The 17,147-nt window shown below is 70.5% G+C and carries 16 protein-coding genes; 3 read left to right on the forward strand and 13 right to left on the reverse strand.

Annotation, left to right across the window (positions count from 1 at the left end):
• Positions 1-4: 4 nt before the first annotated feature.
• The 8 genes from FB381_RS09295 to FB381_RS09330 are packed head-to-tail and all read right to left on the reverse strand — an operon-like array spanning position 5 to position 7,986.
• Complete coding sequence (locus tag FB381_RS09295) at positions 5-1,147, reverse strand: thiolase C-terminal domain-containing protein (RefSeq protein WP_141780024.1); 1,143 nt, start codon at positions 1,145-1,147, stop codon at positions 5-7.
• Positions 1,144-1,569: a Zn-ribbon domain-containing OB-fold protein gene (locus FB381_RS09300; RefSeq protein WP_141780025.1), complete on the reverse strand. Its 426-nt coding sequence runs from the start codon at positions 1,567-1,569 to the stop codon at positions 1,144-1,146. The genes FB381_RS09295 and FB381_RS09300 overlap by 4 nt, the downstream gene beginning before the upstream one ends.
• A complete protein-coding gene (locus FB381_RS09305; RefSeq protein ID WP_141780026.1) occupies positions 1,566-2,447 on the reverse strand; it encodes an MBL fold metallo-hydrolase in 882 nt (293 codons plus the stop codon). Before FB381_RS09305 ends, FB381_RS09300 begins: the two co-directional genes overlap by 4 nt.
• Positions 2,444-4,093 (reverse strand): ABC transporter substrate-binding protein, encoded by a 1,650-nt coding sequence (locus FB381_RS09310; RefSeq protein ID WP_141780027.1) that lies wholly within the window; start codon positions 4,091-4,093, stop codon positions 2,444-2,446. Before FB381_RS09310 ends, FB381_RS09305 begins: the two co-directional genes overlap by 4 nt.
• 24 nt (positions 4,094-4,117) lie before the next feature.
• On the reverse strand, positions 4,118-5,005 hold the full coding sequence (locus tag FB381_RS09315; RefSeq protein WP_141780028.1) for an ABC transporter permease: 888 nt from the start codon (positions 5,003-5,005) through the stop codon (positions 4,118-4,120).
• Positions 5,002-5,964, reverse strand: a complete 963-nt coding sequence (locus FB381_RS09320) for an ABC transporter permease (protein ID WP_141780029.1) — start codon at positions 5,962-5,964, stop codon at positions 5,002-5,004. Before FB381_RS09320 ends, FB381_RS09315 begins: the two co-directional genes overlap by 4 nt.
• Before the next feature lie 4 nt (positions 5,965-5,968).
• Positions 5,969-6,970 (reverse strand): ABC transporter ATP-binding protein, encoded by a 1,002-nt coding sequence (locus FB381_RS09325; protein WP_141780030.1) that lies wholly within the window; start codon positions 6,968-6,970, stop codon positions 5,969-5,971.
• Positions 6,967-7,986, reverse strand: coding sequence for an ABC transporter ATP-binding protein (locus FB381_RS09330; protein ID WP_141780031.1), 1,020 nt, complete (start codon positions 7,984-7,986; stop codon positions 6,967-6,969). Before FB381_RS09330 ends, FB381_RS09325 begins: the two co-directional genes overlap by 4 nt.
• Before the next feature lie 225 nt (positions 7,987-8,211).
• On the opposite strand from FB381_RS09330, the gene FB381_RS09335 reads away from it, so the two are divergent.
• The 3 genes from FB381_RS09335 to FB381_RS09345 all read left to right on the forward strand — a co-directional run bounded on the left by FB381_RS09335 (position 8,212) and on the right by FB381_RS09345 (position 11,191).
• On the forward strand, positions 8,212-9,717 hold the full coding sequence (locus tag FB381_RS09335; RefSeq protein ID WP_141780032.1) for an MFS transporter: 1,506 nt from the start codon (positions 8,212-8,214) through the stop codon (positions 9,715-9,717).
• A gap of 113 nt (positions 9,718-9,830) precedes the next feature.
• Positions 9,831-10,721, forward strand: coding sequence for a sulfite exporter TauE/SafE family protein (locus FB381_RS09340; protein ID WP_141780033.1), 891 nt, complete (start codon positions 9,831-9,833; stop codon positions 10,719-10,721).
• A 110-nt stretch (positions 10,722-10,831) separates the two neighbouring features.
• A complete protein-coding gene (locus tag FB381_RS09345) occupies positions 10,832-11,191 on the forward strand; it encodes a YciI family protein (RefSeq protein WP_141780034.1) in 360 nt (119 codons plus the stop codon).
• A gap of 141 nt (positions 11,192-11,332) precedes the next feature.
• Here FB381_RS09345 and FB381_RS09350 read toward each other — a convergent pair whose 3' ends face one another.
• From FB381_RS09350 to FB381_RS09370, 5 genes are all read right to left on the reverse strand, one after another.
• The gene (locus FB381_RS09350; protein ID WP_141780035.1) at positions 11,333-12,937 is read right to left on the reverse strand and encodes a dipeptide ABC transporter ATP-binding protein; all 1,605 of its coding nucleotides are present in this window, start codon (positions 12,935-12,937) and stop codon (positions 11,333-11,335) included.
• Between the two features lie 79 nt (positions 12,938-13,016).
• Positions 13,017-14,162 carry a serine hydrolase domain-containing protein gene (locus FB381_RS09355; protein WP_141780036.1) on the reverse strand — a complete coding sequence of 382 codons (1,146 nt, stop codon included), beginning with the start codon at positions 14,160-14,162 and terminating at the stop codon, positions 13,017-13,019.
• Positions 14,159-15,316 carry an anhydro-N-acetylmuramic acid kinase gene (locus tag FB381_RS09360; RefSeq protein WP_141780037.1) on the reverse strand — a complete coding sequence of 386 codons (1,158 nt, stop codon included), beginning with the start codon at positions 15,314-15,316 and terminating at the stop codon, positions 14,159-14,161. Before FB381_RS09360 ends, FB381_RS09355 begins: the two co-directional genes overlap by 4 nt.
• A complete protein-coding gene (murQ, locus tag FB381_RS09365) occupies positions 15,316-16,233 on the reverse strand; it encodes an N-acetylmuramic acid 6-phosphate etherase (RefSeq protein WP_141780038.1) in 918 nt (305 codons plus the stop codon). The genes FB381_RS09360 and murQ overlap by 1 nt, the downstream gene beginning before the upstream one ends.
• Complete coding sequence (locus FB381_RS09370; protein WP_211352375.1) at positions 16,230-17,078, reverse strand: ABC transporter permease; 849 nt, start codon at positions 17,076-17,078, stop codon at positions 16,230-16,232. The genes murQ and FB381_RS09370 overlap by 4 nt, the downstream gene beginning before the upstream one ends.
• Positions 17,079-17,147: the final 69 nt, after the last annotated feature.

Below are 17,147 nucleotides of genomic sequence, written 5' to 3' on the forward strand. Positions count from 1 at the left end.
TGGGTCAGCGCTGGTTGGTGAGGATCAGGGTCGCCGCGCTCATGAACATGCCGCCGTTGCCGAGCACCAGGCTCGTCTCGACGCCGTCGACCTGGGCCGCGGCCTCGCCGCGCAGCTGGCGTACGGACTCCTGGATCGCGAACATCCCGTACATGCCGGTGTGCGTGTAGGACATGCCGCCGCCGTTGGTGTTCATCGGCAGACGGCCACCGGGGGAGGTGTGGCCGTCCGCGACGAACGCGCCGGACTCGCCGCGCCCGACGAAGCCCATGTCCTCGAGCCCGTAGAGAGGCACGTGGGCGAAGGCGTCGTAGATCATCAGGTGGTCGATGTCGGCATGGGAGGTGCCCGACTCCTTGAACGCCGCCTGGCTCGAGAGGGTGAACTGCCGGCAACGGGTCATGTCCTCCATCTGCGAGATCAGCGGCGAGGTGGCCGCCTCGCCCGTGCCGAGCACGTGGACCAGGGGCTTGTCGCTGCCGTGCGCCTCGGCGAACTCGCGGGAGGCGATGACCAGCGCGCCGCCGCCGTCGGTGACCAGGCAGCACATCAGCAGGGTGAACGGGTCGGCGATCATCTTGGCGCCGAGCACCTCCTCGACGCTGATCTCATCGCGGAACATCGCCCGGGGGTTGCGGGAGGACCAGCGACGCTGAGCCACGGCGACCTCGGCGAGCTGCTCGAGGGTGTTGTCGGTCTCGTGGAGGAACCGGCGGGCCGGCACGGTGAAGCTCGTCGGCGGTCCGACGACGCCGTACGGCAGCTCGAACTGCGCCAGGACCGAGTCGTTGCCGCGTGGGTGCGTCGACGCGCCCACCCGGGACCGACCTGACTCACCGTGGGTCACCAGCACGACGTCGGCGTAGCCCGCCTTGATCGCGGCTGTCGCGTGGCGTACGTGGAAGAGGAAGGAGGCACCGCCGACACCGGTGCCGTCGACGTAGGTCGGGGTGATCCCGAGGGCGTGCGAGACCTGGATCGGCCCGGGGATCGAGACCGAGGCGATGCCGTCGACCTGGTCCTTGGTCAGGTTCGCGTCGGCGAGCGCGCGCCGGGCTCCCTCCACATGCAGCTCGAGCGTCGAGGTGGTGGGCAGCTTGCCGATGTCGGTCTCGGCGGCGCCCATGATGACGACGTCGCGGCTCATGAATCCGCCTTCGTAGGAGTGAAGACAGGCACGGCGACGCCCGTACGCTGCTCGAAACGCACCTCCACCGGCATGTCGAGCTCGAGCGCTTCGGGCTCGACATCGACCAGGTTGGTCATCATCCGCGGGCCCTCCTCGAGCTCGACGACGGCGATCACGGTGGGCACGGGGAAGCCCGGTGCCGGTCGGTGGGAGACGACGTAGGTGTGCAGCAGACCGCGGCCCGAGCAGGTCACCCACTCGAGGTCGGTCGAGCCGCACCGGGGGCAGGAGGAGCGTGGATAGAAGAAGACCTGGTCGCAGGGTCTGCACCTCGGCAGGTCGAGCCTGCCGGCGGCGGTGGCGTCCCAGTACGGCTGGGTCTCCGGGGTCGCCCGTGGCGCGAACCGCGCCTCGGGGGACACCTCAGGTGTCGTCGTCATCCGGTGCTGCCTTTCTCCCGCGCCCGGAGGGCACGAGTGTCGAGGTAATGGAGGATGGCCTCGACCGAGGCCCGAGCGGCCGGACGACGTTCGTCGCCGACCTTGGCGTAGACGTGGTCGGTCACCTGCTCGCGAGCCACACCGTCGGAGAGCAGCCTCTCGACCTGGTCGATCCGGCGTTGCCGGTCAGCCACCCGTGCCTTCAGGTAGGTGGTGGGCTCGCGCACCGTCGGCCCGTGCCCCGGGAGGAGGGCCCAGTCGTCGTCGACCATGTCGGCGATCCGGCTCATCGATCCGAGCATGTCGGCGATGGTGCCGTCGGGGTGCGAGATGTAGGGGTTGAAGCGGGCCAGCACGGTGTCGCCGGTGAGCATCACCCGACGCTCGTCGAGGGTGAAGCTGACCCCGTCGGAGGTGTGCCCGGGTGTGGTGACGGCGCGGATCTGCATGCGGCGGCCGAGGTCGAAGCGGGTCCCGTCCGGGATCTTCCCCTGCTGCACCCGTGGCCTGATGGTGGCCTGCCAGCGTTCGGCGACCGCATGGGCGGCCTGTGAGTGGTCGCCGTGGTGGTGGGTGAGCAGGACCGTCTCGAGGCGGGCGCCGGCTCCGCGCACCACCTCGTCGATGCGGTCCAGGTGGCCGGGGTCGGCCGGGCCGGGGTCGATGACCACGGCCCGACCGTCCGCGACGACGATCCAGGTGTTGGTGCCCTCGTACGTCCAGTGGTTGGCGTTCGGCGCGAGCAGGAGGTGGACGCCGCCGGTGACCTCCACCGGCTCTTCCGGGCGTGGCGGGGCCTCGCCGACGTCCCACATCGCGTCGATCCGGCACGAGTCCTCCTGGCGGTACTCGTTGTGGACGGGAGGGCGGCCGCTCACTCCTGCTCCATCCAGACGTCCTGGAGCTCGCGCGAGGAGTAGTCCGGGTGCGGGTAGTAGTCGTGCACGGTGCCGGAGTAGAGCGTCTGGGTGTCGTAGGCGTAGAGAGGCAGCGGTGTCGAGACCTTCTCCATGACGTAGCGCTCGATGTCCTGCAGCGCCTTCTCGCGCTCCGCCTCGTCGGTGATGACGCGCTGGGCGGCGACCATCTTGTCGAGCTCGGGGTCGTCGACCAGCGACCAGTTGCGGGTGCCGGTGCTGGTGTACTCCGAGGTCAGATACTCGTCGGCGGTCAGCATCGGGGTCTGCAGGCCGTACATGATGTCGTAGTTGGTCTCCGGCCAGGTCGAGCTGACGTAGGTCGCGTAGTCCTGCTGGTCGATGGTCAGCTTGATGCCGATCTTGGCGAGGTCCTCCTGGACCCACTGGGCCTCGCGCAGGATGGTCTCGCCATAGCCGTCGGTCGCGACCAGCTCGGCCGAGAAGCCGTTCGGATAGCCGGCCTCGGCCAGGAGCTTCTTGGCCTTCTCCGGGTCGTAGGCCAGCAGCTCGTCGACCTCGTCCTCGGGCAGCGCGCCGAACAGGGTCGGGCTGATCGGGCCGGTGAGAGACCCGCCCGAGCGGAGCGCCTTGATCATCCCCTCCTTGTCGATCGCGTGCGCGACCGCGCGGCGCACCTCCAGCTTGCTGAACGGGCCCTTCTGGGCGTTCATGAAGACACGGGTCTGGGTGATGCCCTTCTCCGTACGCAGCTGGAGGCCCTTGATCTGGCTGAGGAGCTGATCGACCTGGCGCTTCTCGGTGGAGAGCGAGGAGATCATGTCGAGCTTGCCGCTGCGCAGGGCGGCGATCTGTGCCTGCGCGTCGGGGAGCACGGTGGTCTGGATGCCGTCGAGGTGGGGGAGCCCCTCGACGAAGTAGTCGGGGTTCTTCTCCATCACGCGCTCCTGGTCGCGCTTCCAGCTCTTCAGCATGAACGGACCGGTGCCGATCGCGTCCTCGGCCAGGTTGAACTCGCCCTTGGTGCCCTCGCAGGGCAGGATCGCCATGAACGGGTTGGCCATCGTCTGGTCGAAGGCCGTGTTCGCCGACCTGAGCGTGAAGACCACGGTGTAGGGGTCGGGCGTCTCCAGCTTGGTCACGCCGGAGACCAGGCCGAGCTGGTGCCCGGGGAGGGTCTTGATCCGGTCGACGGTGCACTTGACGTCGGCCGAGGTGAGCTCGCGGCCGTTGACCGGCGGCTTGTTGTGGAACTTCACGCCCTTGCGGAGGTTGAAGGTCCAGGTCTTCAGATCCTCCGACTTCGACCACTTCTCGGCCAGGTCGCCCTCGAGCTCGCTCGAACCGTAGGCGATGTCCTTCCCGGTCTTGGGGGCGACCAGGCGGCTGTAGACGGTTCCGACCGCGACGTGGGTCATGTAGGACGCCTCCTTCTGGATGTCCAGCGAAGGAGCGTCGGCGGTGGCCGCCGTGTGCAGGATGCCGCCGTCCTGAGGTGGGCCGGCATCTTCGATGATCTTGCCTTTCTCGGAGCTTGCCTCACCCGCGCTGGAGCAGGCTGCGGTCAGGGCGAGGCAGGCGGCGGCGACGGCTGCGCCGGCGGCGCGTGTCCGGGGTCGTCTGAGGCGACGGTTGGGATGTGACATCACGGACTCCTTGATTGAGTTGACCTAGCGACGTTGCTTGGGATCGAGGAAGTCACGCATGGCGTCACCGAGCAGGTTGAACGCCAGGACGGACATGGAGAGGATCAGACCCGGGATGACGGTCATCCACGGGGCGATCTCGAGCTGGCTGCGGCCCTCGCTCAGCATCCGGCCCCACGAGGGTGTGGGCGGCGGGGTGCCGATGCCCAGGAAGCTGAGGGCGGACTCGGCGATCAGGATGACCGCGAAGAGCAGCGAGCCCATCACGAACAGCGGTGCCATCAGGTTGGGCAGCCCGTAGCGGATCAGGATCCGCGGGGTGCTGCACCCGACGGAGCGGGCGGCCTCGACGTACGGCTCCTCGCGGATGCGGAGCATCTCGCCGCGTGCCACGCGGTTGATCGACGGGATCACCAGCAGGCTCAGGGCGATCACGGTGTTGCGTACGCTCGGACCGAGCAGGGCGGCGACGAACAGCAGCAGCACGATCGAGGGCACCGCCATCAGCGCGTCCATGACGCGCTGCAGGATGGAGTCGACCCAGGTGCCGCCGAAATAGCCCGAGACGACGCCGATGACGAGCCCGATCGCCCCGCCGAGAGCCAGCGTGGCCACCGCGATCAGCAGCGAGGTGCGGGCACCGTAGAGCGAGCGGCTCAGCACGTCTCGGCCGAGCTCGTCGGTGCCGGCGATGTGGCCGCCGACCCCCGGTGCGGTCAGGAAGTTGACGCGGTCCTGCGCGAGCGGGTCGTAGGGGGCGATCCAGGGTGCCAGCGCCGCCACCGCGACGAAGAGCGTGATCAGGAAGAGGGCGATCGCTCCGAGCGGTTGCTCCTTGGCGAAGCGGCGCAGGCCGGTGCGGGTCGTGGGGCGACGGGCGGCCCCTGCCGCCCCGGGGATCGCGATGCTCATGCGGAGGCTCCTTCGTAGCGGATCCGCGGGTCGATGACCGCGTAGAGCAGGTCGACCGCGACGTTGACGAGGATGACGATGGCGCCGTAGAAGATGACGCAGCCGAGGATGACGGGATAGTCGCGTTGCCCGACGGCCTCGAAGATGAGGGAGCCCATCCCCGGGATGGCGAAGATCCGCTCGAGGATCACGGTGCCGCCGAGGATGTGGCCGACCTGCAGGCCGAGCACGGTGAAGACCGGGATCAGCGAGTTGCGGCCGGCGTGCTTGAGCACGACCACCCCTTCGGAGGCCCCACGGGAACGGATGGTGCGGATGAAGTTGGAGCCGAGCACCTCCAGCAGCGAGGAGCGCAGCATCCGGGCGATGCTCGCCATCGTCGCGGCGCCCAGGGCGATCGCCGGGAGCATCATGTGGACGAGGTTCTGCCCGAGGTTCTCGGTGGGGCTCTGGTAGACCAGCGGTGGCGACCAGCCCAGCCAGATCGCCAGGAAGGTGATCAGGAGCAGCGCCAGGAAGAAGTTGGGCAGCGACATCCCGATCACCGCGAGGAAGCGCATCACGTTGTCGACGACGCTGTGGTGACGGATCGCCGAGAGCATCCCGAACGGCACACCCAGCAGGGCCCCGAAGAGGATGGCCAGCAGCCCGAGCTCGAGGGTGGCCGGCAGCCGTTCGAGGATCTTCGTGGTGACCGGGCGCTCGTCGTCGAAGGAGGTGCCCAGGTCGCCCTGGACCAGCCCGCCCACGAAGTGGCCGAACTGGGTCAGGATCGGTTTGTCGAGGCCGAGCTCGGCGGTGCGCTGGTCGATCTGCGCCTGGGTGACACCTGGAGCGTCGGCCAGCTGGAGCCGCACCGCGTCGCCGGGGATCAGACGGACGATGAGGAAGACCAGGACCGCGACGAGTGCCAGCACGAGGAGGCCGTAGGTCAGGCGTCGTCCTGCGTAGAGAAGCATGCGATCACCTCGCGGGAGTGGGGTCGAAGAGGTGGCAGGCGACGCTGTGCGCGTCCGCCGCGCTGCCGATGGACAGCAGCTGCGGCTCGTCGCGGTCGCAGCCGTCGATGCTCTGGCCGCAGCGTGGGTGGAACCGGCAGCCCGACGGTGGCCGGCGCGGGCTGGGGATCTCACCGGCCAGCGGCGTACGCAGCTGGTGGTGGGCGTCGGGGGAGGGGATCGACTCCATCAGCGCCTGTGAGTAGGGGTGCTTCGGCCGTTCGCTGATGTCGTCGGCGTGGGCGACCTCCGCGAGCTTGCCGAGGTACATCACGCAGACGCGGTCGGAGATGTAGCGCACCACGTTGAGGTCGTGGGCGATGAAGAGGTAGGAGAGCCCGAGCTCGCGCTGGACCTCCTTGAGCAGGTTGAGCACCTGTGCCTGCACGGAGACGTCGAGGGCGCTGACCGCCTCGTCGCAGACGATGAGGTCGGGGTCGGTGGCGAGCGATCGCGCGATCCCGATCCGCTGCGCCTGGCCGCCCGAGAACTGGTGCGGGTAGCGCTCCAGGGCGTAGGAGGGCAGGCCGACCAGGTCGAGCAGCTCCTTGGCGCGCTTCGTGCGGCTCTCCCGCTCACCGATGCCGTGCACCACCATGGGCTCGGTCAGGATCTGCTCGATCGTCATCCGGGGGTTGAACGAGCTCACCGGATCCTGGAAGACGAGCTGCATCCGCTTGCGGAGCTGGGTCAGCCTGCTCTTCGAGAGCTGGGCGATGTCTTCTCCGTCGAAGGTGACCGAGCCGCTGGTCGGCTCGATCAGGCGCAGGATCAGACGCCCGAGCGTCGACTTTCCCGATCCGGACTCGCCGACCAGGCCGAGGGTCTCACCACGCCTGATGGTCAGGGAGACACCGTCGACGGCGCGTACGGGCGGGCTGTTGGGGGTGAAGAGGCCCTTGCCGCCGCCGAAGTGCTTGACGAGGTCGCGTGCCTCGACGAGGGGTGCTGCGTCGGGGACGATCATCGGGCCACCTCCGCCATCGCCATGTCGGACCCGTGCGCCTCGTCGGGCCGCCAGCAGCGCACCTGGCGCCCGGCGATCTCGCGGAGCGGTTGGGGTGACTCGCACTCGGGCCCGGCCACCGAGCATCGGGTGGAGAACCGGCAGCCGCTCGGCATCTCGTCGAGGGGCGGTACGGCGCCCGGGATGGCCGGCATCGGCCGGTCCCGCGGGGTGTCACGGCGAGGGATCGCGTCGAGCAGCGCCTCGGTGTAGGGGTGCTGCGGGTCGTCGAGGATCTCGTCGGCGGTGCCGGTCTCGACGACCTGACCCGCGTAGAAGACGACCACCCGGTCGGCCATCTCGGCGACCACGCCCATGTCGTGGGTGATCAGCATCAGCCCGACACCGGTGCGCTCCTGGAGATCGTGGATCAGGGAGAGCACCTGGGCCTCGACGGTGACGTCGAGGGCCGTGGTCGGCTCGTCGGCGATCAGCAGGCGAGGGTCGCACGCCAGCGCGCTGGCGATCATGACGCGCTGCCGCTGACCGCCCGAGAGCTGGTGCGGGTAGGCCTTGACCTTCGCCTCGGGCTCGGGGATGCCGACCAGGTCGAGCAGCTCCACAGCGCGCTCGCGGGCCTCCCGCTTGGTGACGTCGTGGTGGATCCGGTAGGCCTCGACGAGCTGGTGCCCGATCGTGAAGAGCGGGTCGAGAGAGGTCATCGGGTCCTGGAAGATCGCCGAGATGTCGTTGCCGCGTACGGTGCGCATGTCGCGGTTGCTGGCGCCGGTGATGTCCGTGCCGTCCCAGGTGATCGTGCCGCCGCTGATCCGGCCGTTGCCGAGCAGCCCCAGCACGGCGAGCGCCGTGACACTCTTGCCCGAGCCGGACTCGCCGACGACGGCGACGGTCTCGCCCGCATCGATCCACAGGTCGACGGCGTTGAGCGCCTCGACCGTGCCGTCGCCGGTGCGAAACTCCACGTGGAGGTCCTCGACGCGCAGCAGCGGCTCCGCGGACCCGGTTGGTGCTCTCATGTCGGACCCTCCCGTTTCGTCCCTCGCGACCCGTGCCGGCCGCAGATGTTGGTGGCTCAATCTAGAATCACGCTCTAGGATGAGATTCATCATTGGGTCGCCGAACTGGTGTGTCAAGGGTCACAATCCGCATATCGGATCTTTCTTGCCCGGACGCCCGTTCGGTTGAGGTCGTGCCGTGCGCACGGCCCAGGTGGCGCCGGGTCGCTCGGCGCGGGAGGTGCCATGAGGAAGTCCGGGTCAGTCGAGCCGACCGAGGTGGGCGCCGCGGCGCGTTCCACCCTCGTCGTGGTCTGTCTCGTCAGTGCGGTGATGGCGCTCAACATGAGCTCGCTCAACGTGGCACTGCCGACCCTGACCCGGGAGTTCGACGCGAGCTCGGCACAGGGGAGCTGGCTGCTGCTCTCCTACATGGTCGCCAACACCGCCTGCCTGCTCCTCTTTGGCCGGCTCAGCGACGTGTGGGGGCAGCGGAGCCTCTACCTGGGCGGGCTGGTCGTCTTCACGATGGCGAGCCTGCTGGCCGGCTTCGCTCCGAACGTCGAGGTGCTGATCGGGCTTCGCGTGGTCTCCGCGATCGGTGGCGCCGTGCTCATCGGCAACGGCGCCACCCTCATCCACCAGGCGTTCCCGCGCGCGGAGCTGGGCGGTGCGATGGGCCTGTACGCCGCGTCGTTCCCCACCGCGAACCTGATCGGGCCGACGCTCGGCGGCCTGATCGTCGACCACGTCGGCTGGCAGTGGGTGTTCTGGTTCAACGTGCCGATCTGTCTGCTCGCGCTCGCGGCCGGGCATCTGCTGCTGCCGCGCCCCAGCGCCCAGGGGAGTGCCGGTGGCCTCGACCTTCCCGGCAACCTGCTGATCATGGCAGCGGTGGTGCTGCTGACTCTCGGGATCACCTCGCTGACGGATCTGGGCTGGCTCCATCCGCTCGTGGTCGGCTGCATCCTGGGTTCGCTGGTGCTGGTGCCGCTGCTGCTGCTCGTCGAGCGGCGCGCAACGGCTCCGGTGCTCGATGTGGAGGTCCTGCGTCGAGTGGGCAGGCTCTTTCTCGCCGGCTTCTTCACGGGTGCCGGAAGGTTCCCGCTGATCGTGCTCGCCAGCCTCTACTTCCAGGGTGTCGTGGGCGTCGCGCCCGGCACCGCGGGAATGATGCTGCTGCCGATGCCGATCGGGATGATCACGGCTTCGCTGACCCTCGGCAGGCTCACGAGCCGGTGGTCGCCCCACCAGATCATGTCCGGTGGATCGATCGTGGGCACCTGCGGCGTCGCCCTGGTCGTGCTCGCGATCCATCTCGAGCTGCCCTGGCTGGTGATGGCGACGCTCGCGATCGTCGGGCTGGCGACCGGGCTGTTCATCGGGACCAACGCGACCGTGCTGCTCGAGCGGGCTCCCGACGGGGCGCTCGGTGTCGTCAACGCCACGCGCCTCATGCTGCAGAACACCGGCAACGTGCTCAGCCTGGCGATCGCCCTGACGCTGCTGACCGCGCTGGTGCCGTCAGGGCTCGGTGAGGCGGTGCTCGCCGCGAGCGTGCCGGCCGACGGCGTCGGAGTCGTCAACGTGGCCTTCACCGTGGTCTGCCTCTTCCTCCTCGCGCTCGGCGCGGTCGGGGCCTGGTTCTCGTTCCCGCGACGCGGTGAGGTCGAGGGCATGCCTCGACCCCGGGGCGACGTGGCCCTCCGTGACGGCCGTGACGTCTGCCTGCCGCGGGAGATGCTCGACTGATCGCCGGTCGTGTCCGGAGGGCGGCCGTCGCAGATTTGTCGGGCAGCAGCGACATATAGTCTACTGAATTAAGTAACTAATCTGTGTTGATACCCGATTCGTAGGAGGTACGCATGGAGCGGCTCCTCATCTTCGCCCTCGTCGGCCTCGCGGCGCAGGCGGTCGACGGCTCGCTCGGCATGGCCTACGGGGTCACTTCGAGCACTCTGCTCGTGGCGACCGGGGTGGCGCCTGCCGTCGCGTCGGCGTCGGTGCACCTCGCCGAGGTCGGCACCACGCTCGCCTCGGGTTTCTCGCACTGGAAGCTCGGCAACGTCGACTGGAAGGTCGTGGCCAAGATCGCGATCCCGGGCGGCATCGGCGCGTTCGCCGGCGCGACGGTGCTTTCCGGGCTCTCCACCGAGAGCGCCACACCCTGGGTGGCGGGCCTCCTGCTCCTGCTGGGTCTCTACATCATCGCCCGCTTCGTCTTCGGTAAGCCGCCGGTCTTCATCCCCGGCCGCCGGCCGGGGCTCGGGCTGCTGGCACCGCTGGGTCTCTTCGGTGGTTTCATCGACGCCACCGGCGGCGGGGGCTGGGGTCCGGTGACCACGCCCACCCTGATCTCGAGTGGCACGCTGCACCCGCGCAAGGTGATCGGATCGGTCTCCACCGCCGAGTTCGTCACGACCGTCGCGGCGAGCGTCGGGTTCCTCCTCGGCCTCGGCGGTGAGGCGCTCGACTGGCGAGTGATCGCGGGCCTCCTCGCCGGTGGGGTGATCGCGGCGCCGCTCGCCGCCTACCTGGTCAAGCACCTCTCGCTGCCCCTCCTCGGCGGCCTGGTCGGCAGCATCATCTTGATCACCAACGGACGTACGCTGCTGCAGAGCTTCGACGCGGAGTCCGTGCCCGCTTACGGCGTTCTCTTCGCCATCGCTGCCGTCGTCGTGGTCGTCGCGGTGCGCAATGTCCGGAGCAAGGATGCCGCTGCCTCTGAGCCGGAGACCGAGCCCGCGAACCTCTGACCCGAACCGCTGAGAATTTCTTCCGGTGGCTGTGTCGAAGGGGCAGGATGCGGATCGACGCACCTGTGTCGGCCGCCGACGAGCGGTGGCCCCGATGTGAGGAGCACACCATGCCCCGTTTCATGGGTCTTGTGAGGATGGAAGAGGGAATCGCCCCGGCGCCGGAGGCGCTGTTCACGGCGATGGACGACTACGTCGGCAAGCTGGCAGCAGCGGGTCACTTCCTCGATGGCGGCGGTCTCTACGGCACCGAGGACGCGGTCAACTTCGTGGTCGCGGACGGAGAGGTCACGCGGGTCGACGGGCCCTACGCCGAGGCGAAGGAGGTCGTCGGCGGCTGGGCGCTCCTGCGTTACGACAGCCAGCAGGAGGCGATCGCCGCGCAGCAGGAGATGGCCCAGCTGCATGCGACCTACTGGCCCGGGTGCAAGGTCGTCGCGACGCTGCGTCAGGTCTCCGAGGCGAGCTAGCGAGGCTGAGGTGGCCGTTGCGCGATCGTCTGCGAGGCGACCTGCAGGGTCTCGTGGTCGAGCCCGAGCCGGTTGAAGTCACGGGAGTCGCGCGGCGTCCCCGCCCAGGCGTCGTGGCGCCGTCGTCTCGCACCGGATCGGCTACGACGTCTGCCGGGGCTGCGGCACGGCGGCGACCAGCTGCTGGGTGTAGGGGTGCTGCGCGGAGCGGAAGACGGTGGTGGGGTCGCCGTCCTCGACGATCTTGCCGGCCTGCATGACGTAGACGTGGTGGGCGACCAGCTGCACGACGGCGAGGTCGTGGCTGATGAAGAGGTAGGACAGGCCCTGGTCGCGCTGGAGGGAGACCATCAGGTCGAGGATCTGCTCCTGCACCAGCACGTCGAGGGCGCTGACCGCCTCGTCCATGACCACGAGCTCGGGGTCGAGCGCCAGCGCACGGGCGATGGCGACCCGTTGCCGTTGGCCACCGGAGAGCTCGTGCGGTCGCCGGGTCGCGTACGCCGCGGGCAGGGCCACCCGGTCGAGCAGCTCGGTCACGGCGCTGCGGCGGCTGGCCGCGTCGCCGATCCGGTGCACCCGGAGCGGCTCCGCGATGACCTGGGCGATCGTGTAGCGCGGGTCGAGGGAGGCGTAGGGGTTCTGGAAGACGGGCTGCACCGCGCGCCGGTAGCCGAGGAGGTCCTTGCCACGCAGGCCGGACACGTCGGTGCCGCGGTAGCGGATCGTGCCGCCGTCGGCCCGCTCGAGCCGGAGCGCGAGCCGAGCGGCGGTGGACTTGCCGGACCCGGACTCGCCGACGATCGCGACCGTACGCCCCTTCGGGATGCGCAGGTCGACCCCGTCGACCGCACGGAGCTGCTCGCGCTGGCCGCGGAGCCGGTAGCGGCGTACGGCCCCGGTGACCTCCAGCAGGGTCTCGGGTGTCTCGTCGGAGGCGGGCGGGGCGACCTTGGTCTCCGACATCGCCGGTGCGGCGGCGAGCAGCCGCTGGGTGTAGTCGTGGCGCGGGTCGGCGATGAGCGTGGCCGCCGTGCCGCTCTCGACCACCCGGCCGCGATGCATCACGACGACCCGGTCGGCGCGCTCGGCGGCGAGGGCCAGGTCGTGGGTGATGAGGAGCACGCCGGTGCCGAGCTCGGTGGTGAGCTCGGTCATCTGGTCGAGCACGAGCCGCTGCACGGTGACGTCGAGCGCGGAGGTGGGCTCGTCGGCGAGGAGCACCTCGGGGCGGCAGGCGAGCGCCATCGCGATGAGCACGCGCTGTCGCATCCCGCCGGAGAACTCGTGGGGATACTGGGGGTAGCGAGCCGCGGGCCGGTCGATGCCGGCCTGGCCGAGCAGGTCGGTGGCCCGCTCGCGGGCGGTGCGGCCAGAGGCGAGCCCGTGCACCTCGAGCGCCTCGGCGATCTGGGCACCGACCGTCATCACCGGGTTGAGGTTGGTCATCGGGTCCTGCGGCACCAGGCCGATGCGCCGGCCCCGGATCGCGGTCATAGCCGTCTCCGGCGCCGTCGTGATGTCGTGGTCGCCGAGCCGGATCGTCCCGGCAGTGATGCGGCCGTTGTCGGCGAGCAGCCGGTTGACGCAGGACGCGAGCGTGGACTTGCCCGAGCCGGACTCACCCACGACAGCGACGGTCTCACCGGCGGCGAGGTCGAGCGAGACCTCGTGCAGCGCCTGTACCGGACCCTGGCTGGTGTCGAAGGTGACCGAGAGACCGCTCACGGACAGGACGGCGCTCATCGGGCCACCTCCGTAGCGCGAGCGCCAGAATACGGAGGTGGCCCGATGAAGGGTCGATTGGTCGCTCGCTGACGCTCGCTCATCGGGCCACCTTCAGGCCCGCCGCGTCGAGCAGCACCTCGATGACCTCGAGCCCGGTGGCGACCTCGGGGAGCCGGGTGGGGACGCGGTCGAGCGGCCCGAGGGGACCGAGCGGACCGTGCAACCGGGTCGCGCCCCCGGCGACGACGACGCCGGTCGCGGGAGCGATGGCGAGATAGGTGCCGGTAAAGCCGGGATGCTGCAGGTAGGTGACCTCCCCGGCGCGGCCGAGAAAGGCGCCGACGGCCTGGTCGGGATGGTCCGGGTGCGGCGCGGCGAAGCGGTCGAGCACCTCGCGAGGCACGAAGCTGCCCTCGCAGAGCGCGGCCCCGTAGGTCAGCAGGTCGTCGACGGTGGCGAACAGCCCGGCGTGCCCGGCGACGCCGTCGAGGGCGTGCGCGGCGTTGCCGTCGTTCACCTCGCCTCGCAGCCGGCGGTCGCGCCAGCCGGTGAAGCGGTCGGGGTCGATGCCGACCGGGCGCGGCTGGTCGGTGGCGAGCATCGCGCGCTCGTAGCCGTCGCTGTCGGCGCTGGTGGCGACACGGTCGGCTGCGAGCGGGCCGAAGCGGGCGGAGAGGCCCAGCGGGGCGGCCACGAGCTGGTCGTACGCCTCGTCCAGACGGAGCGTGGTGACCTGCTCGAGCACCGCCCCGGCCAGGATCAGGCCGAGGTCGGAGTAGATCCGGTCGGTGCCCGGCGGGTAGGCGAGCGGGAGGTCCGCGACGACCCGGATCGCCTCGTCGCGACGGCCGACGCCGGCGGTGTAGACCGGCCACCACGGCCGCAGGCCGGCCGTGTGGGTCAGCAGCATCTCGAGGGTGATCCTGTCCTTGCCGTGCTGGTCGAAGCCCGGCAGGTGGCGGTGCACCGGGTCGTCGAGGTGCACCTCGCCCGAGGCGACCAGCCGCATCGTGATCGCAGTGGTCGCGACCACCTTGGTGACCGAGGCCAGGTCGAGCATGTGGTCGGGCCGCATCGGCACCCCGGGGTGCTCGCCCGAGGGGAGGTCTGCCCAGCCGGCCGGCGCGACCTCGGAGCGGTGCGGCGTACGCAGCCCGAGGACGGCGCCGGCCGGGTGGCTGCCGTCGTTGCCGATGCTCAGCAGACGGTCGGCGTAGGCCTGGAGGGGCTCGCGGTCGCTCATCCGAACACCAGCCTCTCGGGCCAGGCGGCGAGCGGGGTGGGGAGCGGGCTCGCGGCGCTGATCGTGCCGAGCACGCGCGGGCCGGCCGCGCCGGTGCAGCTGGGCATGTTGCCGGCCAGCCCGTGCACGCTGGCCCAGCCGATGAGGGCGAAGGCGACGGCCTCCTTGTGGTCGGAGGGCACGCCGAGGTCGTCGCTGGTGGTGACGTGCACTCCGGGGAGCTGCTCGTCGATGCGCCGCATCAGCACCGGGTTGCGTACGCCGCCGCCGGAGGCCACGAGCACCTCGACCCCGGCTCGGGCGACCGCCTGCGAGACGGAGATGGCGGTGAGCTCGGTCAGCGTCGCGACCAGGTCGGGGAGCGAGGGCCCCACGCCCGCGCGGGCGAGCGCGGCGCGCACGTAGTCGAGGTTGAACAGCTCCTTGCCCGTGCTCTTCGGCGCCGGCTGCGCGAAGTAGGGGGAGTCCAGCAGCGCGTCGAGCAGCGACGGCACGACGGTGCCCGATGCGGCCAGCTCGCCGTCGCGGTCGTAGGTCGCGGCTCCCGGGGCGTCGGTGACGACCGCGTCGACGAGCGCGTTGGCGGGGCCGATGTCCCAGGCGACCGGGTCGGCGCCGGGGCCGCACACGGTCATGTTGGCGATGCCGCCGAGGTTGAGCGCGGCCGCGACCCGGTCGGTGGCCGGAGCCGCCAGCAGGCGCACGTCGAGCAGCGGCACCAGCGGAGCCCCCTGGCCACCTGCGGCGATGTCGGCGGAGCGTACGTCGGAGACGACCGTCGCGCCGGTCGCCTCGGCGATCCACGCGGGCTGCCCGATCTGGAGGGTGCCGAGAGCCCGGTCGCCGTCGACCCAGTGATAGACGGTCTGGCCGTGGGTGCAGACGACGTCGACCGCACCGACGGCCTCGACGGCCTCGACCGCTGCCGCCGCGAAAGCCTGCCCGATGCGGGTGTCGAGCTCGCAGACGACGTCGAACCCGACCGGTGCCGGAGGCATCGCCTCGATGAGGCGGCGCCGCAGATCGCTCGGATAGGGCACCGAGGTGTGGTGCATGATCGTGGCGTGCAGCGCCTGCCCACGGGGCTCGAGATCGACGACCGCGACGTCGATGCCGTCGTGGGAGGTGCCCGAGATCATGCCGAGCACGCGCATCAGCCGCGCTCCTCGATGACGGTGCGCAGCCGGCCGCCGGCTCGCTCCAGGGCATCGGCCGCCTCGGCGGGGGAGAGCCCGGTGAGGATCGTCGCGATCGCCAGCTTGGTGTGCCACCCCGCCGCCTCGAGGGCCGCGGTCGCGGTCGTGCGCTCGGCTCCGGTGGCCTCGGCGACCATGCGGACCGCGCGGTGTCGCAGCTTGTCGTTGCTGGCTCTCATGTCGACCATCAGCGAGCCGTAGGTCTTGCCCAGCTGCACCATCGTGGCCGTGGAGAGGATGTTGAGCACCATCTTCGTGGCCGTGCCCGCGCCGAGCCGGGTCGACCCGGAGACGACCTCGGGGCCGACCGCCACCTCGATCCCGTAGGTGGCGGCGCGACCCAACGGAGTCTCGAGATTGCAGGCGAGCCCGACGGTCAGCGCGCCGACCCCGGCGGCGTGCTCGAGCGCGCCGAGCACGTAGGGCGTGCGTCCGCTGGAGGCGATCCCGACGACGGTGTCGAGCCGGCCCACGCCCAGCGCCGCCAGATCGGCGGCACCGGCAGCGGTGTCGTCCTCGGCGCCCTCGACCGCGTCGACGAGCGCTCGTGGACCGCCGGCGATCACTCCGACGACCACGTCTTCGACACCGAACGTCGGCGGCACCTCGGAGGCGTCGAGCACCCCGAGCCGGCCCGAGGTGCCGGCGCCCACGTAGACGAGCCGGCCGCCCTCCCGCATCCGCTCGGTCGCGGCGGTGACGGCCGCCGAGATGACCGGGAGCGCGGGGCGTACGGCGTCGGCGATCGTCGCGTCACGGGCGTTCATCAGCGCGACCAGGTCGGTGACCGAGAGCTCGTCGATCGCCGGCCCCGGTGTGGTGCTCGATGCCTCGGTGGCGAGTGCGTCGAGGCTCGTGGCGTCATCTGCGCTCATGGGGTTCCTCCTCGTGGGTCGAGCGCGGCACGGAGGCCGTCGCCGAGCAGATTGAGCCCGACGACGGCCACGATCAGCGCGGCGCCGGGAGCGTAGAGCATCCACGGAGCGACGCTGACCAGCGTCTGCGCCGCATAGACCATGCCGCCGAGCGAGGCTGCCGGGGGAGGCGTGCCGAAGCCGAGGAAGCTGAGCGCCGCCTCGGTCAGGATCGCCCACGACAGCGACAGGGTGACCTGCACGACCAGGATGCCGAGGATGTTGGGCAGCACGTGCGCGAAGAGGGTGGAGAGCCGGCTGCGGCCGATGGCGGTCGCGGCGAGCACGTAGTCGGCGCTGCGCAGCGTCAGCACGGGCCCGCGGGCCACCCGGGCGAAGATCGGCAGGTAGACCACCGCGATCGCGACCGCCACGGTCAGCCAGCTGCGGTGCAGGGTGGCCGCCAGGGCCAGCGCGAGCAGCAGCGACGGGAACGCGAACAGCACGTTGGTGATCACCCCGACCACCCGGTCGAGGACGCCCTGGTAGTAGCCGGCCACGATGCCGAGCAGTACCCCGCCGACCGCGGCCACGCTCACCGAGACGGCCGCGACACGCAGCGAGTTGGCCAGACCGGAGCAGACCCGGGCGAAGATGTCGCGACCGAACTGGTCGGTGCCGAACCAGTGGTTCCCGCTCGGCCCCTGCAGAGCCTCCCCGACGTCCTGGGCGGCCGGATCCGGTCCGAAACCGGCCGCGGCGTAGACCGCGAGCGCTCCCACCAGCGCCATCAGGATCACGCCGACGACCCCGCCCGGCGTACGAAAGGCGTTGAGCCAGCGCCCCGAGGCTCGCGTCGCGGGCACTTCGGGCACCTCATGCATCTCGGCAGCCGAGCTCATCGGGCCACGTCCGTAGCGCGAGCGCGAGAATAC

Origin of the sequence: Nocardioides albertanoniae, assembly GCF_006716315.1 — a bacterium.
Classification (GTDB): Bacteria; Actinomycetota; Actinomycetes; order Propionibacteriales; family Nocardioidaceae; genus Nocardioides; species Nocardioides albertanoniae.

What these genes read in the sequence shown, in the direction of transcription:
- FB381_RS09295 (WP_141780024.1), bottom strand. Translation starts at nt 1,147, where the DNA reads ATGAGCCGCGACGTCGTCATCATGGGCGCCGCCGAGACCGACATCGGC.
- FB381_RS09300 (WP_141780025.1), bottom strand. Translation starts at nt 1,569, where the DNA reads ATGACGACGACACCTGAGGTGTCCCCCGAGGCGCGGTTCGCGCCACGG.
- FB381_RS09310 (WP_141780027.1), bottom strand. Translation starts at nt 4,093, where the DNA reads ATGTCACATCCCAACCGTCGCCTCAGACGACCCCGGACACGCGCCGCC.
- FB381_RS09315 (WP_141780028.1), bottom strand. Translation starts at nt 5,005, where the DNA reads ATGAGCATCGCGATCCCCGGGGCGGCAGGGGCCGCCCGTCGCCCCACG.
- FB381_RS09320 (WP_141780029.1), bottom strand. Translation starts at nt 5,964, where the DNA reads ATGCTTCTCTACGCAGGACGACGCCTGACCTACGGCCTCCTCGTGCTG.
- FB381_RS09325 (WP_141780030.1), bottom strand. Translation starts at nt 6,970, where the DNA reads ATGATCGTCCCCGACGCAGCACCCCTCGTCGAGGCACGCGACCTCGTC.
- FB381_RS09330 (WP_141780031.1), bottom strand. Translation starts at nt 7,986, where the DNA reads ATGAGAGCACCAACCGGGTCCGCGGAGCCGCTGCTGCGCGTCGAGGAC.
- FB381_RS09335 (WP_141780032.1), top strand. Translation starts at nt 8,212, where the DNA reads ATGAGGAAGTCCGGGTCAGTCGAGCCGACCGAGGTGGGCGCCGCGGCG.
- FB381_RS09340 (WP_141780033.1), top strand. Translation starts at nt 9,831, where the DNA reads ATGGAGCGGCTCCTCATCTTCGCCCTCGTCGGCCTCGCGGCGCAGGCG.
- FB381_RS09345 (WP_141780034.1), top strand. Translation starts at nt 10,832, where the DNA reads ATGCCCCGTTTCATGGGTCTTGTGAGGATGGAAGAGGGAATCGCCCCG.
- FB381_RS09350 (WP_141780035.1), bottom strand. Translation starts at nt 12,937, where the DNA reads ATGAGCGCCGTCCTGTCCGTGAGCGGTCTCTCGGTCACCTTCGACACC.
- FB381_RS09355 (WP_141780036.1), bottom strand. Translation starts at nt 14,162, where the DNA reads ATGAGCGACCGCGAGCCCCTCCAGGCCTACGCCGACCGTCTGCTGAGC.
- FB381_RS09360 (WP_141780037.1), bottom strand. Translation starts at nt 15,316, where the DNA reads ATGCGCGTGCTCGGCATGATCTCGGGCACCTCCCACGACGGCATCGAC.
- murQ (WP_141780038.1), bottom strand. Translation starts at nt 16,233, where the DNA reads ATGAGCGCAGATGACGCCACGAGCCTCGACGCACTCGCCACCGAGGCA.